The sequence below is a fragment of the Gulosibacter sp. GYB002 genome, from assembly GCF_036577665.1.
Taxonomy (GTDB): domain Bacteria; phylum Actinomycetota; class Actinomycetes; order Actinomycetales; family Microbacteriaceae; genus Gulosibacter; species Gulosibacter hominis.
In genome coordinates, this window is record NZ_JARBDD010000002.1 from 1 (window position 1) to 20280 (window position 20280).

Below are 20280 nucleotides of genomic sequence, written 5' to 3' on the forward strand. Positions count from 1 at the left end.
TGCAAAGGGGGATGCGAGGCAAACGGGGGTGCGAGGCGAACGGGTGCGCGGGGCGACGCCCGCTGCGCGCCGAGCGCCGCCCGCCGCCCGCCGCCCGCCGCCCGCTGAGCCCGCCGCGCGCCACAGCTAGAGGTCGGCGTGCAGCTGCCAGACGAGGTCGGCCGAGTACGCCCACGAGTAGATGGGCTGGCGGTCTTGTCCGGCAAGCGTCAGGGTTTCGCGCAGTTCGCTGTCGCCGAGCACATTCGATAGTGCGATCGACAGCCGCTCCACGAAGGTCGCTTCGTCACCGAGACCAATGTGCAGGGATGCACCCTGCGACACTTCCATAAGCGCCGGCACATCGGTGTGCACCACCGGGGTCCCAGCCTTAAACGCCTCGAGAATCGGCAGCCCGAATCCCTCATCGAGCGAGGGCATGCACAGAACGGTGGCGCGGTCGAGCACCACAGCAAGTTCGGCATCGCTCACATAGCCGAGGTTGCGCACTCGCGACCGGTCGACACCGGCAGCCGCGCAGAGCGAGCTGAGATCCACCTCGCCCCAGCCTTCGGGGCCGACGTGCACGAGCTGAGCATCCTGCAGCCGCGGCTGCGCCAGCGCCTGAATCAGCCGATCGATACCCTTGCGCGGTTCGAGCGTTCCGATCGCCAAAATGAACGTCTCGGGCAGCTGAAAGCGCTGGGCGATGTCGTGCTGTGCTGCCTCATCCGGCAGCTGGATATCGGGCGATGCGGCACCGGGAATCACACGCAGCCGGTCGCCAAAGTCGTGCAGCTCGGCCACCTGCTCGGCCACGGCGTGCGTGGGTGTCACCACGGCGGCCGCGTACTGCCAGGCGCGTTTGAGCATCGCTTTGTGCCACCGCACCCCGTTGGGGGTGAGGGTTTCGGGATGCGTCCACGGCACTATGTCGTGGATGGTCACCACCACCTGCGCCGGGTCGCCACTTTCGAGTGGACGTAGCGGCGCCAGCAGGCTGGGTGAGTGAAATAGGCCACCGCCGAACGAGTTGGTGAACACGCCACGGCGCCACGCCTGCGAAAGCATTCTGCGGTTGAGGCGTGACATACGCACAGATTCGAGGCCTGGCAGCCGGTCGAGCAGTGCCGAGCGCTGTTCATCCGAAACGAACGAGGTGATGCCCGCCACGTCGCAATCGTGCGGGGCGCGGCGAATCACCTCGCGCGCCAGGTTTTCGGTGTATCGACCGATCCCGCCGGGCACTTCCGCGGTGAGCTGATCGACAATAAAGTTCAGCGTGACCATTGGTGGCTAGCGCACCTCGGCAACCGGCGTGGGGTCGACCACGAGCACGCCGTCGTCGGCTGCGGCGGCAATCGCTTCGCGCCAGTCACGGATGGGTTCGAGTCCGGCCTCGTGCCAGCGCCGGTGTCCGAGCACCGAGTAGGCGGGGCGGGCGGCGGGGCGAACGAACGCGCTCGAGTCGGTTGGTTTGACTCGTTCGGGGTCGTTGCCGGTGAGCCGAAAAATTTCGCGCGCGAAATCAAACCAGGTGCACTCACCCGAGGAGGTGCCGTGGTAGATGCCGACGGGAGCATCTGCATCCAGTAGTCGAACGGTTTGTTCCGCCAGGTCGCGTGTGTAGGTTGGCTGGCCGCGCTGGTCATCCACCACCGTGATTTCGGGGTGCGAGCCGGCGAGCTTGACCATCGTTTTGGCGAAATTGCCGCCGGCGGCTCCGTATAGCCAGGCGGTGCGGATGATGTAGGTGCCGTCGGGATGCGCGGCCAGCGCCGCGATTTCACCGTCGGCTTTGGTGCGTCCGTAGGCGTTCAACGGGTCGCGAGGTGCGTCTTCGTCGTACGGTTCGGTGGCGTCGCCCTGGAACACGTAGTCGGTGGAGTAGTGCACGAATTTGGCGCCCGTGGCAGCTGCCGCTTTGGCGAGATGCTCGACGGCGGTGGCGTTGAGCAGGTGGGCGGCCGATTCATCGGTTTCGGCCTGGTCGACTGCGGTGTACGCGGCGGCGTTAATCACCACGTCGTAGCCGGCGACCGTCGCCACCACCGCATCCGCGTCGGTGATGTCGAGGTCGGTGCGGCGCAGTGCGGTGACGTCGCGGCCCTGCAGGGCACGCTGGAGGTCTTGGCCCAGCATGCCCGCAGCGCCGGTGATGAGATAGCGCTGGCTAGCCTTCAAGAGCGGCACGCTCCTTCAGCGGCTCCCACCAGTCGCGGCGGTCGCGGTACCACTGCACGACGTTGGCGAGTCCCTGCTCGAAGGGCACCTGGGGTTCGTAGCCGAGCTCGTTTTGGATCTTGGTGATGTCGACGCAGTAGCGCAGGTCGTGGCCCTTGCGGTCTTCGACGTGGTCGACGTACGACCAGTCTTTGCCCATGAGCTCGAGGATCTTCTTGGTGATCTCAACGTTGGTGAGCTGGGTGCCGCCACCGATGTTGTACACCTCGCCTGCACGACCCTTGGTGTAGACGAGTGCGATGCCGCGGCAGTGGTCGTCAACGTGCAGCCAGTCGCGCACGTTTTCGCCGGTGCCGTAGAGGGGCACGTGCTTGTCGTCGAGCAGGTTGGTGACGAACAGCGGGATGAGTTTTTCGGGGAAGTGGTAGGGGCCGTAGTTGTTCGAGCAGCGCGTGATCGAAATGTTCATGCCGTGGGTGCGGTGGTAGCTGCGGGCCACGAGGTCGCTGCCGGCCTTGGATGCGGCGTAGGGCGAGTTGGGTTCGAGCGGCCATTCTTCGGTCCATTCGCCTTCTTCGATCGAGCCGTACACCTCGTCGGTCGACACGTGTACGAAGCGGTCGATGCCGTGTTTGAGGGCGGCGTCGAGCAGGCGCTGGGTGCCGATGACGTTGGTTTCGAAGAAGATCGACGAGTCGCGCACCGAGCGGTCGACGTGCGATTCGGCGGCGAAGTGCACCACGCCATCAACGCGCGGCATGAGCTTGTCGAGCAGTTCGGCGTCGCAAATGTCGCCGTGCACGAACTCGTAGCGGGGCGAGTCGGCGATCGGGTCGAGGTTTTCGCGCACACCCGAGTAGGTGAGGGCGTCGAGCACGATGATTTCGGCGCCTTCAATGCCGGGCAGCTGGTCGTTCAGCGCACGACGAACGAAATTCGAGCCGATGAAGCCGGCACCGCCGGTGACGAGTAGTTTCATTGCATTCCTTCTCGGTTACCCAACTGCGCCGCTTGGGCGCAAACACTGTCTTCTAGCCTACCGGGGCGAAGCCTCGCTAGCGCGGCAAACGCTGAGCCGCAGCAAAGTCTCGGTCTGCCAGCCGAGCAGGGTAGCGTTTTTGGTATGAGCGGAATCGTCACAGCAACGGCCATTGTCGTCACTTGGAATGGTGGGGCGGAGGCGGTCGCGGCGGTGCGGTCGCTGCTCGACCAGCATGTGCCGGCGGGGATGCGTTTGCAGGTTGTGGCGGCCGATAATGGCTCGTCCGACGACACGGTTGCGCGCATCCGGGCCGAAGCCCCCGAGGCTGAAGTGCTCGAGTTGCGCACCAATCTCGGGTATGGCGCGGCCGCAAACCGGGCGATGGCTGAGTATCCGGCCGATGCCTACCTGGTGCTGAATCAGGATGCGGTGTATCAGCCGGGCTTCGTGGCTGCGCTACTGAGCGAGCTCGCGAATGATGAGCGGCTGGGTGCGGCGACCGCGCAGGTGCAGTTGGCGGGGGAGTTCGTTATGGCTGAATCAGACACGCCGGCTGCCGAGGTGTTTGTTGGGCATGATGGCGCGCGTTGGCGTCGCACCCGGGATGGTGAGCACGGGCAGCGGCTGATTAATTCGACTGGGAATCAGCTCACCCGGTCGGGTAATGGTCTTGACCGTGGTTGGTTGGCGCCAGTTGGCACCGAGTTTCCGCGCAGTGTGCTCGGGTTTCATGGCGGTGCTTGCGGGCTGCGGGCTGATGCGGTGCGGGCGCTCGGCGGTTTTGATGAGCGGTATTTCATGTATTACGAAGACACCGATTTATCGCTGCGGATGCGCACGGCCGGCTGGTCGGTTGCCTATGTGCCGGAAGCGGTTTCGGTGCATCAGCACGCGGGGAGCTCTGGCACCACGAGCCCCGGTTTTGTGGAGTGGAATGCCCGCAACCGGGCTTGGAATGCGCGGCGTAATGGGCCGGCCCGGATGCGGATTGAGGCCACCGGGCGCACGCTCGCGGGTGCGGTGAAGGGTGCGCTGACGGCTGCCGATCCGCGCCGGCCGCGGGATGAGCGCGAGCTTGGCAGGGCGCGGGCGCGCGGTGCGCTGGCGGGGGTGTTTGCGCCGGTTGGTGCGCGCCGCGAGTCGGTTGCGGATGCGCCGTCACCGTTGCCACAGGACGCAGTTGAGGGCGAGCCGGTGCTGCCGCGCACGCTGATTGATCTCACTTCGGTGCCGGCGCAGCTCGGGGGAGTGGGGCGCTATCTTGAGGGCCTCCTCACCGGGTTCGAAGAGATTGGTTTTCATCCGGTGCTTGTGTGTCGTGCCGAGCATCGTGAGCATTTCGCGGCACTGGCGCCGAACGCCGAGCTGCATGTGGCGCCGCGTGCCACCGCCAGGCGGTCGGCGCGGTTTGCGTGGGAGCAGACGGGCTTGTTGCGCTTGGCTGGAGAGGTGCGCGCCGAGGTGATTCATTCGCCGCACTATTCGTTCCCGCGGGGTACGCCGCTGCGGCGGGTGGTGACGTTGCACGATGCCACGTTTTTTTCTGATCCCGAGGCGCATACGGCCGTCAAGCGGCGCTTTTTTAGCAGCTGGATTCGCGCGGCGGTGCGGGCGGATGTGTGGTTGGTAGCGCCATCTGCGGCGACGGCGCGTGAAATTGAGCGGTATGCGGGCCGGCCGCGGCGGGCGATGACGGTGGCGCTGCACGGTGTTGATCGGGATGTTTTTCACGAACCGACCGCGGCCGAGGTCGCGGCTTTCCGCGATAAGTACGAACTTGGTGCTCGTCCCTATATTGCGTTCCTCGGCACGATTGAGCCGCGTAAACAGGTGGCGCAGTTGATTCGCGCGCACCACATCCTGAAACAGCGCCTGGGGGCGGATGCTCCGCTGCTGTTGATTTCGGGGCAGCGCGGTTGGGATGCCGAGGCGATCGAGCTGCTGGATGCGGCGGGCGCCGATTCGGGGGTGCGTGAGCTCGGGTATTTGCCACTGGATGAACTGCGGTCGTTTCTTGGTGGCGCGAGCGCGTTCTGTTATCCGTCAAATGCGGAGGGCTTTGGGCTCCCGGTGCTTGAGGCAATGTCGGCCGGGGCTGCGGTGGTGACAACAAAACGCACGGCGCTGCCCGAGGTTGGCGGGGATGCGGTTGTGTATGCCGAACCAGAGCCTGAGGCGCTCGCGGATGCGCTCGAAAAGATCCTGACGGATGCTGACTCGGCTGCCGGGTTGCGTGCGGCGGGATTGGCGCGCGCGGCCGAGTTCACCTGGGAACGTTGCGCACGCATCCACGTTGATGCGTATTCGCGGGCGGCACAGTGGCGCTAGGTTGCGGATTTACTCAGCAAATACCTGGTCGGGCCACCACGGCACGTGGTCGTGGATTTCGTCGGCGAACCGCTGGGTGAGTGTGCGCGAGAACGCAGTGGTGATGTGGCCCGCGTCGAACCAGGTGACGACACCTCCGACTTCGGGACGGCAGTTGCCGTCGGGGCAGTAGTAGTCGGTGAAATCAACCCAGAGCGCGCCGGCATCCTCGATCTGTTTGATGTAGGTCTTGCTCACCGGTTTGTTTGCGGGATGCTGACAGTCGGGTGAATCAAACCCGTTGACGAGCGCGCACTCGTACGGTGACACCTCAAACCGGGGGTTGTCGCGCACCACCACAAATTTCGTATCGGGCGATGCCTTGCGCATCTGTTTCAGCCAGGTGGGGAAGTGCTCCCAGGTTTCTTCGGTGCCGTCGGGTGCTGATTTTGTGCCGAACACCACGACGAGTTCGGGATGCTTGTCGGCGATGTAGTCGGATGCATCCAACCAAACTCGGTCGCACACATCGGCCGCTTGTAGGCCAGGCTGCCAAGTGAACGTGCAGCTTGGGCCGGCCTGGAGTCGCACGTTGAGGTAGCCGGTGATCGCGGCGGTTTGATAGCCGACCGGGGCGAGCTGCTGGGTGTGTGAATTACCCACGAAGAACACGGTGGGTGCCTTCGAGTTTTCGGAGGTGAGCTCCCAGCAAATGGCGTCGTCGCCGGGGTTGGGTGCGTGGTCAGCGCAGTCGGTGCCTTCACCGGCGTAGGTTTGTGCCGCATCCGGGTCGTCGGGTACCGGTGACGGATTGGCGGGAGCATCTGGGTTTTGCGCGCCCACTTGCACATCCAGCGGCGTGAAATCGGGGCCGTCGTACGCATCCTCGGTTTCGGCCGGAGTGGGGGTGCCGGTTGCGGTGGCGAATTCGTTTTCGAGCTGCGCCTGCGAGCTGGCGTTATTGGCGAGCCGCTGCTGGATGTGGACGAGTGCCGGTGCGGCGACCACGATCGCGGCAATGGCGACGACGACCAGGTGGCGGGCGGGCGTGCTCGGCTTGCCTACCCGTGAGACGGGTTTTTCGATGAGTTCGGTCAGCACAAAACTGAAACCGAACGCGACTGCGAGCACCCCGGTGCCGAACATGAAATTGGGTTCGGTGTTTTTGGTGAGTTGCACGGCGAGCAGCAACAGCGGCCAGTGCACGAGGTAGAGCGCGTAGGTGTATTGCCCGAGCCAGCGCAGCGGCCCGGTGGCAAGAAGCCGTTCGGCGCTGAAACGTGCGGGTGGTTCGTCGTTTCTGGCTTCGGCGGCCACGATGATGAGCATGGCCGAGAGGGTTGGCCACAGTGCAGCAAACCCGGGGAAGCTGGATTCAACCGGCAGTACGATGCCGCACAGCACCACGCCGAGTAGCCCCAGCCACGACATGAGGTTGCGCATCCCGGCGCTGAGCTGCAGGCGATTGGCGACTAGCGCCACCAGCGAACCGAGCGCAAATTCCCACATCCGCGCGAAAGTGTCGAAGTAGGCGTGCGGCTGGTTGTCGATGGTGTGCCACACCGACCAGGCGAACGAAGCAATAAAAACGATCCCGAAGATCAGGCCCAGCACCCGTGGCAGCGGGCGGCCTCTTCGGTGCGCGATCGCGAAACCGACCAGGTGCAGCAGCGGCCAGATGATAAACACCTGCCCCTGGATCGAGAGCGACCAGAAGTGCTGGAACAGGCTCGCACCACCGAGATCGTGTGCGTAATAGTCGGCTTGAAGTTGCCGCAGGCGGATGTTTTCGAAATAGCCGAGCGAGGCGAGCGCATCCCCGGTGAGGGTGGCGTGCTGGGATGCGGGCATGATGAGCCAGCCCGCCACGAGCGTCAGCAGGATGGTTGCGGCGGCGAGCGGCAGCAGGCGAGCAAATTTACGCAGGATGAATTGGAGCGGCTTGGGTGAGTTACCTGCGATTGCGCTCGCGGTGAGTGAGCGGGTGAGCAGGTAGGCCGAGATGAGGAGAAAAGCATCGACGCCGCCCGAGACCCGGCCGATCCAGATGTGAAAGATCGCGACCAGCACAACCGCAACGGTTCGCAGTCCCTGTACCTCGGGGAGGTAGCTGGTGCTCGGGGTAGGAGTGGGCCGCTGTGCGCGGACGGCTGGGCTCATTCACTCTCCCTCGGGTTCGTGGTGGGTGTGGTTCGGTGGGCGCACCAATGGTAGCGGTCATCGCTCAGGAGGTAGCGGGCGCTGCGCTCGGTTCGCTTGCGAGACGGGAGGAGAAGCATGAGTCTCAGCCAGTGATGATTCTGAAGTATCAGCCGATGAACCGCTTATCGCCCGTTTTCGTGTCGGCCCGAGAACCCGCATCATTAGTAACAGGCATAGGGCATAGAACAGACTAACGATTGCCAGCAGCACGACCCAACCCGGCGCAGAAAACGGCAAGTACGGGGGCAACCAGGCTGGATTTGAGAGGAACTCGCCATGTCGCCCACCGGTGCCGACTGCGTAGCGGCGCAATGCAGTGTAGAACGAAACAAGATGGATGGCTCCGACACTGAGCGCGAACACTATTTCCAGGCGCCCCGCGGTTTCGCTAGTGAAGCGGGCAAAATATGGCTGCACCACCGCGGCTGCGAGCAGAATGAGGGTCGAGAAAAGCGCCATTGAGTATCGCCCTTGCCAAATGAAGCCAGAGTTTGCCATCGAGACCCCCTGAATGACCGCGGGAAGGAACACGTAAGCGGCAATGGCAAACCAGGTGGCAGACGTCTGCCAAGCCCTCGAAAGTGCGATCGCCCCTACTACGAGGACAAAGACAAGTCCGGTGTACAAAAACACGATGTATTCCGGTCCAGGGGTATCAATCCAGCCGAAGAGAGCTACCATCGAATACGTTTGGTGGCCAATGCGCTCAAGCATGAGACGGAATCCTTCGAGGAAGGTCGCGCCCGGATCATGCATGGGAACCGTTGCGGTGAGCACACTCGTAGAGGTGAGTTGCCAAAGTGCTAAAAGTATGCTCACCAGCGTGAGCGTGGCTGCAAAAATAGTTGCCGGTTTTCGTAACAGATCGAAGAACACCCGCGGAGTGACGAGTAACGCGACAGCGACAACTGCAACCCCGAGCCAAATAAAGCCGAGAGATCGAATATGGGGTTGGAGTACTCCCATCAGAGCAACTACAGACATCAACCACCAAAGCTGACGACGTTCGTGCCGATTCTCGACCGCGCTAAGGAGGGCCGCGGCGAAAGTGGCGGTGAGCGCAATCTCCAAGCCGTTTGGGTTAACAGTTCCACCAAGGAACACCGCTGAGGGCGTTGCGATGAGTGCGAACCCTGCAATAAGTAACGTCGCGCTGCGGAGTCTAGAGACAGCCGCGAACCCAAGCGCGAAACAAGCTGACGTAAGCAATGCGTTTGCCAACCGCATGCCGTAGAAACCTGCATATCCCTCATGTAACAGGCTCGGCCAGCCTACTAGGGCGTAGAAGGTTGGGTCGTAGAGAGAAGCTCGAGACACCACTATGTCTGACTTGTCAGGAGTGAGCGGAGCTGTCTGCACCTCGCATGTCGGAGTTTGATCAGCCTTGAAAGCAAAACAGGCCGCATGTTTGTTCAGTAGTGCGTACAGCTCGGGTACTTCGAAATATCGAAAGTTTGGTGGTGCGAATAGCTTGCCTTCGGCGTCCGGCACCTCACTTGAGCGTTTTTCGATAGGCGCATCGTCGTGCGAGATGCCGTAACCCTGTCCCCGAACCACACCAGCTGCCTTTACTGCATGATGAGGTTCGTCGGGAGACCCGGCGACTGGCGTTGTTAGGGACCACATGGCAGTGAGCATGAGCAAAGCGATAAACGAGAGCACACCAACTTTTGCCGGTAGGAATCGTGTGCCACGCAATGAGCGCTCGATGGCGTGGTTCACACGGTCACGAATACCAAGCTGCTTATCTGAATCTGTACTGACGGCGTGTTGCATCGGTTTGTCTCTCGCTGGCTACCCATGAGGTTCCTTAGGTGTGCCTCATTCTGAGCTTAGCCGCCCGCTTGAATCACCTATGCTTGCAGTATGCTCCCTATGTCTGTTGTGATGCCGATCTACCACAAGGTGCGGCCCGAGCAGTTTCACCGCGCAGTGGAGAGCCTGCGCACACAGACGTGGCCTGCCGACGAGATCGTGATTGTCTGCGACGGTCCGATCGACCCAGATATTGACAGTTACCTACGGTCAAAAGCCGCAAGTGATCTTACGGTAGTGAGGCTCGCCGAGAATCAAGGCACAGCGGTGGGGATGCAGGCAGGCTTTGACATAGCGCGTAATCGCTGGGTTGCTCGACAGGACGCAGATGATGTTTCGCTGCCCGACCGATTTGAAAAGCAATGGCCGCTTGTTGCAACCGGTGAGTATGCCGCGGTGGGTGGGCAGATGCTGGAGTTTGAGCGCTCGCCGGAAGATATCGTGCGATCCCGCACATTGCCCAGCGAACCGGAAGAGATTGCTCGTTACGCGCGGCGAAATAGTCCCATCAATAACCCGACTGCAATCTGCGACCGTGACGCAGTTGTAGAAGTTGGTGGAGTGCACAAAGTCCATCTCATGGAGGATTACGATTTGTGGGTGCGCCTCATCTCGGCGGGCTACCGGCTTGTCGCGGTCGATGAACCAGTGGTTTTGTTTCAGGCTGACGACGGGATGTTTAAGCGGCGTACCGGGCGCGAGATGGCTCGGGCAGAGCTGGTGATGCAGCGTAATTTGGTGCGCTACGGCATGGTGTCACGCTCGCGAGCCGTTGTGAACTTTATACTGCGGCAGGGGTTTCGAATGCTACCGCAACCTCTTGTACGACGTGTCTATGCGGTCTTGTTTGACCGCCCTCATCGCCAGATCGAATGCAACGGTTAATGAATGTCTCCAACTAATTCCACCGAATCTTCCACCGCCCCTGCTGTTGAGGGGTGGTCGGAAACGCTCGCCCAGCAATCGTGGTTGGTGGTTCCGCTCTATAACGAGGGGCAAGTCATCCGCGAGGTCATGACGGAAGCGAAGCGCACGTTTCCAAATATTGTCTGTGTCAATGATGGCTCGCAAGACGACTCGGCTGCCGAAGCCGTAGCGGCTGGTGTCGACCTGGTGGAACATCCCATCAATATGGGGCAGGGCGCAGCACTGCGTACCGGGCTTGACTATGCACTGGCGCAGCCTGGTGCAAAGTATTTCGTGACTTTTGACTCGGACGGGCAGCACCGGGTTGAAGATGCACAGCGGATGATCGTGCGTTTGGCGCGAGAGCCGCTTGACATTGTGATTGGCTCGCGCTTCTTGGACGGTCGAACGAAACCCGGAGCGCTCAAACGTATCGTGCTGAAACTCGCTGTCGTGTTCCAGCGGCTCACTACCAGCGTAAAACTTACCGATGCGCACAACGGGCTGCGAGCGATGAACCGGAACGCTGCCGAATCGATTGCCATCAATCAGAACCGTATGGCGCACGCATCCGAGATCGTCAGTGAAATCGGGCTCAACAAACTCCGATACGCAGAAGAGCCTGTGCACATTCTTTACACCGACTACTCGCGCGCTAAAGGGCAGTCGCTCTGGAACTCGGTCAATATTCTGGCCGACCTGATGTTTAAATAGATCGGCCGCGACACGGAGATAACAAGCTCATGGAACAACAGCTCATTATCAAGATCGCTCTTATCGCGGTGCTGGTGCTCGCCGCATGCGTCCTGATTTTGCCGGGGCGCGGCGCACGCGGTCAGGCGATCCGTCGACTGATGGTGTTGTTGACGATCACGCTGGGGATTGTTGCAGTTGCGTTCCCCAACCTGACGCAGGTGGTAGCTGACTGGTTTGGGGTTGGGCGTGGCACCGATCTTGTGCTCTATCTGTTGATCGTCGTCTTCATCGCCTATGTGGTGTCGAGCTCTGCTCATTCGCGTAAGACCGACCGCACACTCACAGTGTTGGCGAGAAAAGTCGCACTGACAGAAGCTGAATTGCGAAAAACCGGTGTGCTGCGCGCCGATGCCACCATCGTGAGCGGGCAAGAGACGATTTTCACCCCGCCCGAAGGAGGGTCGGACAGCCACTAGGTCAGCTCAGATGCTTGCGCACGATGATGGCGCTCTGCATCAACAAACACCGTAAACCTCGAAGGAGTTGTAGTGTCGGTTCTTGTCACGGGCGGAGCTGGATATATTGGGTCGCATGTCGTTGACCTCCTCCGTCAGCGAGGCGAAGATCTAGTCATCGTGGATGACCTGGTCACTGGAGTGGTTGAGCGAATAAATGACTTGCCGCTGCTTCAGATTAATTTGGCGGATACAAGCGCTACTCCAAAGCTCGAGCAGTTCATGCGTGACCATGCTGTTGATTCGGTAATTCATTTCGCTGGACGTAAACAGGTTGCGGAATCGGTCGCTGAACCGGCTCGGTACTATCGCGACAATGTTGGCGGAATGGCCAACCTGATGCTTGCTATGGAGGCGGCTGCGGTCGACACTATGGTGTTCTCTTCCTCGGCCGCTGTATACGGTGAGCCGACGACAAATCCGGTGAAAGAAGACACCGCAACTCATCCCATCAACCCTTACGGTCAAACGAAACTAATTGGGGAGCAGCTACTCAAAGATGCACGGGCTGCTGGATGGCTGCAGGCGGTTGGTCTGCGCTATTTCAATGTGGCCGGGGCCGCAACGCCGTTGCTCAGTGAACGGCACGCATTGAACTTGATCCCGATGGTGATCGAGCGGGTATTGGCCGGACGCGCACCCCGCGTTTTCGGAAACGACTATCCGAGTAGGGACGGTACTTGTATCCGCGACTTCGTTCACGTGATCGATTTGGCTGAGGCACATCTGGTTGCACTCGATCAGTTGCGATCCGGCCAGCCCGCATCGGATGTTTACAATGTCGGGACAGGTCGCGGGGCATCGGTGCTCGAGGTTATCGACGCGATCGGGAAGGCTGCTGGTCGTGACCTTGTGCCCGAAATTGCGCCCCGCAGGGACGGTGACCCGGTGGCGGTGGTGGCAGATGTTTCTCGCATCGAGGCTGAGCTCGGTTGGAAATCACGGTTGGAAGTCACCGACATGGTTGAATCAGCCTGGGATTCTTGGCTCGCCACGCACTAGCCACCTGGCGCCACCGCGCCCCGAATGAGGGAAGAGCTACTATTCGAAACCTCGCGATTGCGACCGTCTTTGCTGGCGTCGCTGGTTATGTCGTCATCCTGCTTGCAACACTGACGCTGGGCGCGCAGAACTTCGATGTGTTCAATGTGTTTTGGGCGGCGTTTTTCACGCTTTCGGGCATTGTTCAGGGTTTGATGCATGAAACCACACGCAGTGTCGGCGCCGCTGACGTCAGCTCTGTCATGACTTCGCCGATGAATGGCGCGGGTCAGTCTGGTGGAGGGTCAGTTACCGTTCGCTCTGATGCAGCAGATACACCTAATCGTGCCAAACCGATTCGAGTTGCTGGATGGTTCGCAGCGGGGTGGGCGCTACTGGTTGGTGCTACTTCGCCATTGTGGGCGGCCGCCATGTTTCCGGCGGGCCACTCGGCAATTGTCACGGTTCTGTTGACTGTGTCGGTCTGTGGTTTTGCTCTGCAATCGGCGGTGGGCGGCCTGCTCAGTGGCAGGGAACAGTGGAATAGTTATGCCCTCATAGTTGGGGGTGAAGCTCTGCTGCGGCTGGTGGCGGGATGTGTTGCCTACATAGTTGGCGGTGGCACAGTGGCTTTTTATTTCGTGACAGTTGCGGGCATCGTAACCACGCCACTTTTGCTGCTACTACCTCGAGTCCGTGCGCCGCTGGCACTTGTTGCTGATGTGAGCCCGCGCGAGTTCGTGCGTCATACATTGCAAGCAATGGCTGCGGCATCCGCAGCTACAGTACTCGTGGTCGGTTTCCCGGTATTGGTGCGGCTTACACATCCTGACGCTAGCTCGCTGTTGAGCTCAAATCTCTTGCTCGCGGTGCTTCTCACTCGAGCCCCTATTCTGGTGCCGTTGCAGGCGTTTCAGAATGCAATTGTTGTTTATTTTGTTAAACGTAAGTCGCGCGGCCGGCGAGCGTTATTTGTTCCTGTTGCCACAATAATCACGATTGGCTTTGTGGGCGGGGGCGCAGCCTGGCTGGTGGGGCCGTGCCTGTTTTCGCTGATGGGCGATGGGTTTGCAATTTCGGGCGAGCTGCTGGCTCTCTTAACCATCGCAAGCTCGTTCACCGGAACTCTGTTCGTGACTGGAGCAGCGACACTCGCGATGGGGCACCACAACCATTACCTCTTGGGCTGGTGGATCGCTATCGCGACGGTGATCATCACACTCGTCTTAGTTCAGGGTCTGGTGCAGGCCACAACGATCGCGCTGCTGGTTGGGCCGGCACTCGGTGCGATCTGGCATGGTGCTGTTGGGATGCGGACAGCCAGAAGAGTTTCCACTGGCAACTAATTGTCGGGGCTGTCGCCATATGGGTTTACCGGCCACCAGGGCACTCTGGGGGATATTTGGTCGGCGAACTCGCCGGCCAGTGTGTAGACGAAGGTTTTTGTTAGATGGTTGTCGTCGAGGTAGGTCACCACACCACCAAGCGCGGGCGGGCAGACGTTGTCTGGGCAAATATCGGGATTGAGATCCACCCATAAGGCGCCGGACAACTCGAAGGTTTGCTGAAGCTCTTCATCTTCAGAATATGTGTAGTCGAACTGGCAAGCTGGATCGTCCCAGCCGTATCGTGCGGCGCACGAAAGCGGTGAGGTTTCGAACCGAGGATTGTCGCGGACGACTACAACAACGGTCTCAGGTGAAACTTCCTTGATCCACTCGACCCAACCAGGCATAAGGTCTAAGAGAGTCTCCCCATCAGTAGAAGACTTCGTTCCCAAGATCACGACCATGTCTGGTTGTTCGGAGACGATGAAGTCCTCTGCATTCCGCCACAGCTCGCTACACTCGGGATAGTCGGGCATGAAAGATGGGCTGTAGTTGCAGTCGGTCGCAATTTGTGTGCGAACACGCCAGTCACCCTGGTTCCCTGCGGTGAGGTCGAAAAGCGCGTGGAGCTGGGCGATGTGAGAGTTGCCGACGAGCAGTATAGACCGTTCCGCAGCGCTCGAACCGGACCCTGAATCCGTGCAGAGACCTACATCAATATCGACGCAGTTGGAAGAAACAATTCCCCAGTCGTTATTCGAATCAGTACCTGCCGGTAGGAATTCGGGCAAGTCAGGCACGTTTCCTGGCGCATTTGCGCCCAAACGTGAGTAATCTGCTTGTTCGATCGCAGCGTGGTAAGCGGCTACAGCTCGCGTCGAGTAGGTAGCCGCTGCGCTTATTGCTGTGGCTCCGATCAGCGCCGAAGCAACAACGACCACCAAGCTGCGCAGTTGTATTCTCGGTCGCCTCCGGTTCGTCACCGTTTTGCCTCGTTTTGACCAGGTTGCAGTTGGTCGTTCAACAATGTGTACAAGAACTACGCTCACAACCGCGGAGATGAGCAGTGTCAGGGTGCCAAGGCGGATTCCTGCCTCTGGTGTTGAGTTGATTCGCAGGGTGTAGACCAGCACCGGCCAGTGCACGAGGTAGAGGGCAAAGGTATAACCGCTGATCCGTTCAAGCACCCTCGACGCGAGGAACCGGTCGGGTCCGAAACGAGTGGGCGTGGCATCGGCCGAAAGAATGATGAGGGATGCCGAGACTACCGGCCAGAGAGCAGCGTAACCCGGAAAGGTCGACTCGACCGGCAACAGAAAGCCGCAAGAAACCACACCAAGAAGACCTATCCAACCCATTACACTTCGAAGCCACAGCGGCAGATTGATCCAAGGCTGGACGAGTGCGAGGAGTGAACCCGCAGCGAATTCCCATAGCCGGGCTGCGGTGTCAAAGTAGGCCAGCGACTGGTCAGCTTCCGTGTACCAGACTGACCAAGCCAGCGATCCAGCAAAAATCAGGCTGAAAATCACAAGTAGCATCCACCGGATGGATGCCTTCAGGCCACGTGCGATTCGTTCTACGAGGAAGTGCACAACGGCCCAGATCACGAATACTTGCCCCTGAATCGCGAGCGACCAGTAGTGCTGATATGGGGTGGCAAGAGAACGGTCTGCCGCAAAATAGTCGGCTGTCTGAGCCTGTAGACGGAAGTTTTCTGTGTAGGAAAGGGCAGCGGTTGCATCGCCGGTCAGCTCGGGCCAGGCAGTCACTCTGGTCAGCAAAAAAGCGGCGACGAGTGTGAGCAATGCAACGGCGTAGGAGAGCGGCATCAACCGTGCGAATTTGCGAATTAGGAATGAAACGGGTCGAGTCAGGTTGCCGACCTCGGCGCGGGCTGTGAGCGAGCGAGTCATCAGGTAAGCCGAGATGAGCAAAAAGATGTCCACGCCGCCAGAGACCCGGGAGAACCAAACGTGGAAGGTAGCGACCAGCAAGAGCGCAATCGTGCGGAGCCCCTGGATCTCAGGTACGAAGCCAGTCCTCAGGTTTGAAACTGAGGGCTTCGCCGAGCGATTCTTTTGTGTGCCGATGACGATAGACCTCCTGTTTGCGTATGGAGTGTCACCCGCTCAGATCGAGCGCAAGTTATTGCGTCAAGCGCCCCCGGTACACGTGCGGATCACTATATCGCAACTTGTGATGGGGACACCAGGCTAGCGATATGCATGCTGACTGTGAGGTAGGAGGTTGTCAACGCGGGCCCGGCCAATACCATGAACGAGTAACCGCACTAGACTCCCATAGGAACTGGAACGGCCAGGCTGGCAAAGAACTCCTGACTCGAACCAAAAGAATACCGACGAGGAAGGTGACGGCAACTGTGAGCTCGAGCTCCGCCACATTTGTGTCACAGCTGATGGATAGCATTAGACAGTTTTTTGCCCGCCCGATGGTCACCCTTCGGGGGCCCTATTGGATGCTGGCAGCACTTGCCATGATGTTCGTAGCGGCCGCTGTGTCCCGCCATGATGGTGTCACCTCTGTATACGACGAAATTACCTATCTCGACTGGGTATTGAGTCTGCCAGGCAATGCGATTGCTCAAACTGGTGAACCGTTCTCGTTGCAGGGGCGTGAACTCTTCGCCTGCCAGGGGGTGATGTATTTCGGCACCACTGGTCCACCCTGCGGTAGCGACTACAGCAACCTACTGGAATTTCCTCAGCAGGGGATCAGCACCGCAGATGCATATACTCCGTTGTTCTTCTGGCCGGTGTGGGCTTTCGCAAAGGTCGTGACCCTGTTCGGACCGGATCTTGTCTACGGCGCGCGTTTGGCTATGATGATGTGGCTCGTGCCGACAGTCCTTGTCATGTTCGCGGTGATGCGCCGAATGAGAGTTCATGACGGAATCAGCATGGCGACCGTTGCCCTATTTATTTCGTCACCATTTGCATGGTGGTCATACACATATCTGTCGACTGATGCGAGTGTTCCGCTCATCGGCGCGCTTGCGCTGCTAATTGCCGTGCGCTTTTTACAAGACGCGGGTTCATTGTGGTGGCTCGTGCCACTGGCGGTGGTCGGACAGCTGTTGAAAGTGACTTCTTTCTTGGGGATCTTGTTGCCTGTGATCGCGCTCGCGCTCGTTTGGGGTGCGCAACTGTTTGTGCGCAAGACCGGAAAAAGCTTCGCGTCTCAGTCTGGCGGAGAACGAACGTTAACGTTCTCGGACTGGTTCCTGCCAGCGCTCACCTCGGGTATAGCGTTAGCAGCGACGCAACTCGGGTGGACCTATGTGCGTCAGATGTTGGCGGTTGGCGAGCCTCCAAATCAGTGGCTGACCCTCCCTCGTGGAATGACCGGAGAGATGCTTTTCCAGTCGATTAATTTTCTGTGGATGGGTGTCGTGGCGCGACCCATGCAGAGCTACGGCAACGCAACGTGGAACGTGCCGACCACGTATGGGATGCTGCTGACATTCCTTGTCATTGCAGGAGTGATTGGTATGTTGCTGAGCCGCCCCGCATCAACGACAGAGTTTGGTTTGGCGTGGGCGACCGGCATTGCGGCTGTGACGTTTGGACCGCTGCTTTTCGGAGTTCTTCTGGTGTTGGCAGAACCGTTCAGCATGCCTGGCCGCTACGGCGCTGCGCTCTTGCCTGCTTTCTTCCTAATGGTGGCACTTGCGGTGCGATGGCCCGGTGGACGGTTACTGCTCGTTGGCGCGAGCGTGCCGGCCACCGCATATGCCCTGTTACGTGGATTAAACTACGCGTAGAGCACTGAGTGCTCGTTTGGCAGCGGTCAGAGGGAGGTCTTAGGTCAGGATGCGCGAAGCTACCAGATTCCCAGCAGGATGAAAGCGGCCAAAGCTAGTTGATCCCGGCGGCGGCGACGGAACAAGGACGCTCTGCGTGCGAGCTGTAAACGGCTCGTGAAGTCTCGACGACCGACTCTTTCTTGAAGCCATTGCAACCGCTGGGCTTGTTTGCCCCGAGAGATAGGGGCGACCGCGCTCGTTACCGCAGCGGTGTCGCGTCGATGATTACCATTAGCGATTTGGGCGAATCTTGCCCAGTGTTGACGCCAACCCTGATTCGCGCCGAGCACGTTCTTTTCGTGCTGTCGATAACGAACTGAAGGTTCACCATCGATAAACCACCGTCCGTTGCGAGCTCGAATAAGTGCGTAGATGCACCAGTCATGTGAAGGCACTTGAGAAGCAGTCGAGCTGGGGTCGAGCAATGTAGCGCGAATGAACGCGTAGCTCCCGGAGCGCAGTAAGAATGTTGAGCCGGGCCCCCCTGACTCAAACGCATAATCAAGAAGCCGCTGCGACTGGTTCTTTACAATGAGTTGGGTTTTGCCGCTTGCGTCAAAGGTCATGACGTTTGACGAGACCGCATCAAAGCGGCCGAGGTCGGGGTTCGGCCCAGTACCGGTGAGTAGTTCGAAGTGGCGGCGCAGTTTCCAGGGTTCCCAAATGTCGTCTTGGTCGCAAAAAGCAACTGCATCGAAGCCGTCCACGTCGGTGTCACGGATAAGCCGATAAAAGTTTTTCCCGGCGGAACCGAACTCTCCCGGTTCCAAGATCTGCAGGCGTCGGTCTGATTCAGCCATGCTGCGGATGATTGCGAGGGTGTCATCTTGAGATGCATCGTCCGAAACAAACACGGTTACATCGACAGCATCCTGCGCGAGCACGGACGAGATTTGCTCTGCGACGTACTCTTCGCCGTTGTGCGTTGCGAGGAGCACGGCAATGGATGGGTTGCAAGGCAAAGGTCTTCTCCAATATCTATGAGTCGGCATCATCGTAGCGCGAAAGCGCATATGGGCCCCGTAAAGTAGAGGTCATGGATATCCGCGAACTGAGCATTGCAGGTAGCTTCGAGATCACACCGAAGCAGTTCCCCGACGACCGAGGAATCTTCCTCGAGTACTACCGATTCGACAAACTCGCTGAGGCAGTGGGGCACCCCCTCGACCTCAAGCAGGCCAACACCTCGGTGTCGAAGCGCGGCACGGTCCGCGGCATCCACTTCGCGGATGTGCCGCCGAGCCAGGCGAAGTACGTTACCTGCACCCGCGGCGCGGTGATCGACTTTGTGATCGACATCCGCGTCGGTTCGCCCACATTCGGCCAATGGGACCAGGTGCGACTCGATGACGTAGACCGTCGCGCCATCTACATCCCCGAGGGCCTCGGCCACTGCTTCGTCGCGCTCGAGGATGAATCGACCGTCAGCTATCTCTGTTCGGCCACCTACGCGCCCGGCCGCGAACACGGCGTGAACCCGCTGTGCAAAACCGTCGGGCTCGATCTGCAGTTGCCCGAAGACGAGCTGCTGCTCTCACCCAAAGACACTGAGGCGCCGGGCCTGCTTAAAGCGAAGGAGCAGGGACTGTTGCCGAAGTATGAAGACTGCGTGGCGTTCTACAACGAGCTCAACGAAAAGGCAGGTGCGTAAGCATGAAGGGCATCATCCTCGCCGGTGGTTCGGGCACTCGACTCTGGCCGATCACCAAGGGCATCTCGAAGCAGCTCATGCCCATCTACGATAAGCCGATGATCTACTACCCGCTGTCGACCCTCATGATGGCCGATATTCGCGAGGTGCTGATCATCACCACACCCGAGTACAACTCGCAGTTCCGCGCGCTGTTCGGCGATGGCTCACATCTTGGCATGACGATCGAATATGCCGAGCAGCCCAGCCCAGACGGACTCGCACAGGCGTTCATCATTGGCGAAGAGTTCATCGGCGACTCGGGATGCGCGCTCGTGCTCGGCGACAATATCTTCCACGGCACCGGCCTCGGATCGTCGCTGCGCGCCCACGGAGAGATCAATGGCGGGCTCATTTTTGCCTACCAGGTGGCCGACCCAACCGCATACGGCGTCGTCGAATTCGACGAGAACATGAAGGCCCTGTCAATCGAAGAAAAGCCCAAGCAGCCGAAGTCGAACTACGCAGTGCCAGGACTTTACTTCTACGACAACGACGTCATCGAAATCGCAAAGAGCGTCAAGCCATCGGCACGGGGCGAACTCGAGATCTCCTCGGTGAACTCGGCCTATCTCGACGCAGGCAAACTGCAGGTGCACGTGCTCGATCGCGGTACTGCCTGGCTCGACACCGGAACCTTCGAGTCGATGATGCAAGCATCCGAGTACGTCAAGGTGATTGAAGACCGTCAGGGTCTCAAGATCGGTTGCATCGAAGAAATTGCTTGGCGTGCCGGATGGATTGACGACGAGCAGCTCGCTCGACTCGGAGAACCCCTGAAAAAGTCGGGCTACGGTCGCTACATCCAGCGACTGCTCGACCAGGCGTAGTCGGCATAGGGCGCAAGCACAAACTCGATCTTCCAGTCG

At 59.8% G+C, this 20280-nt stretch carries 16 protein-coding genes; 9 read left to right on the forward strand and 7 right to left on the reverse strand.

The window, feature by feature from the left end:
* Positions 1-126: 126 nt before the first annotated feature.
* The 3 genes from PV375_RS01245 to rfbB are packed head-to-tail and all read right to left on the reverse strand — an operon-like array spanning position 127 to position 3142.
* On the reverse strand, positions 127-1269 hold the full coding sequence (locus PV375_RS01245) for a glycosyltransferase family 4 protein (RefSeq protein WP_332105809.1): 1143 nt from the start codon (positions 1267-1269) through the stop codon (positions 127-129).
* A gap of 6 nt (positions 1270-1275) precedes the next feature.
* Entirely contained in the window at positions 1276-2163 is an 888-nt protein-coding gene (gene rfbD / locus PV375_RS01250; protein WP_332105810.1) for a dTDP-4-dehydrorhamnose reductase, read from the reverse strand.
* Positions 2153-3142, reverse strand: a complete 990-nt coding sequence (gene rfbB, locus PV375_RS01255; RefSeq protein ID WP_332105811.1) for a dTDP-glucose 4,6-dehydratase — start codon at positions 3140-3142, stop codon at positions 2153-2155. Before rfbB ends, rfbD begins: the two co-directional genes overlap by 11 nt.
* A gap of 144 nt (positions 3143-3286) precedes the next feature.
* Between rfbB and PV375_RS01260 the strand changes: the two genes are divergently transcribed.
* Positions 3287-5473 carry a glycosyltransferase gene (locus PV375_RS01260; RefSeq protein ID WP_332105812.1) on the forward strand — a complete coding sequence of 729 codons (2187 nt, stop codon included), beginning with the start codon at positions 3287-3289 and terminating at the stop codon, positions 5471-5473.
* Positions 5474-5482: 9 nt separating this feature from the next.
* Here the strand turns inward: PV375_RS01260 and PV375_RS01265 are convergent, their stop codons facing one another.
* Positions 5483-7612 (reverse strand): acyltransferase family protein, encoded by a 2130-nt coding sequence (locus PV375_RS01265; protein WP_332105813.1) that lies wholly within the window; start codon positions 7610-7612, stop codon positions 5483-5485.
* Between the two features lie 57 nt (positions 7613-7669).
* Positions 7670-9430 (reverse strand): DUF2142 domain-containing protein, encoded by a 1761-nt coding sequence (locus tag PV375_RS01270; protein ID WP_332105814.1) that lies wholly within the window; start codon positions 9428-9430, stop codon positions 7670-7672.
* Between the two features lie 99 nt (positions 9431-9529).
* On the opposite strand from PV375_RS01270, the gene PV375_RS01275 reads away from it, so the two are divergent.
* The 5 genes from PV375_RS01275 (at position 9530) to PV375_RS01295 (ending at position 13913) form a co-directional block, all read left to right on the forward strand.
* A complete protein-coding gene (locus tag PV375_RS01275) occupies positions 9530-10354 on the forward strand; it encodes a glycosyltransferase (protein WP_332105815.1) in 825 nt (274 codons plus the stop codon).
* Positions 10355-10357: 3 nt separating this feature from the next.
* Complete coding sequence (locus tag PV375_RS01280; RefSeq protein WP_332105816.1) at positions 10358-11089, forward strand: glycosyltransferase family 2 protein; 732 nt, start codon at positions 10358-10360, stop codon at positions 11087-11089.
* 29 nt (positions 11090-11118) lie between these two features.
* Positions 11119-11547: a DUF2304 domain-containing protein gene (locus tag PV375_RS01285; RefSeq protein WP_332105817.1), complete on the forward strand. Its 429-nt coding sequence runs from the start codon at positions 11119-11121 to the stop codon at positions 11545-11547.
* A 72-nt stretch (positions 11548-11619) separates the two neighbouring features.
* Complete coding sequence (galE, locus tag PV375_RS01290) at positions 11620-12588, forward strand: UDP-glucose 4-epimerase GalE (protein WP_332105818.1); 969 nt, start codon at positions 11620-11622, stop codon at positions 12586-12588.
* 137 nt (positions 12589-12725) lie between these two features.
* Complete coding sequence (locus PV375_RS01295) at positions 12726-13913, forward strand: hypothetical protein (protein WP_332105819.1); 1188 nt, start codon at positions 12726-12728, stop codon at positions 13911-13913.
* Here the strand turns inward: PV375_RS01295 and PV375_RS01300 are convergent.
* On the reverse strand, positions 13910-15994 hold the full coding sequence (locus PV375_RS01300; protein WP_332105941.1) for an acyltransferase family protein: 2085 nt from the start codon (positions 15992-15994) through the stop codon (positions 13910-13912). The genes PV375_RS01295 and PV375_RS01300 overlap by 4 nt on opposite strands.
* A gap of 284 nt (positions 15995-16278) precedes the next feature.
* On the opposite strand from PV375_RS01300, the gene PV375_RS01305 reads away from it, so the two are divergent.
* Positions 16279-17679: a hypothetical protein gene (locus tag PV375_RS01305; RefSeq protein ID WP_332105820.1), complete on the forward strand. Its 1401-nt coding sequence runs from the start codon at positions 16279-16281 to the stop codon at positions 17677-17679.
* Positions 17680-17738: 59 nt separating this feature from the next.
* Here PV375_RS01305 and PV375_RS01310 read toward each other — a convergent pair whose 3' ends face one another.
* Entirely contained in the window at positions 17739-18683 is a 945-nt protein-coding gene (locus PV375_RS01310) for a glycosyltransferase (protein WP_332105821.1), read from the reverse strand.
* Positions 18684-18757: 74 nt separating this feature from the next.
* Between PV375_RS01310 and PV375_RS01315 the strand changes: the two genes are divergently transcribed.
* Together PV375_RS01315 and rfbA are read left to right on the forward strand one after the other, a co-directional pair.
* Positions 18758-19372 carry a dTDP-4-dehydrorhamnose 3,5-epimerase family protein gene (locus PV375_RS01315; RefSeq protein ID WP_332105822.1) on the forward strand — a complete coding sequence of 205 codons (615 nt, stop codon included), beginning with the start codon at positions 18758-18760 and terminating at the stop codon, positions 19370-19372.
* A gap of 2 nt (positions 19373-19374) precedes the next feature.
* The gene (rfbA, locus tag PV375_RS01320) at positions 19375-20241 is read left to right on the forward strand and encodes a glucose-1-phosphate thymidylyltransferase RfbA (protein WP_332105823.1); all 867 of its coding nucleotides are present in this window, start codon (positions 19375-19377) and stop codon (positions 20239-20241) included.
* Positions 20242-20280 lie beyond the last annotated feature (39 nt).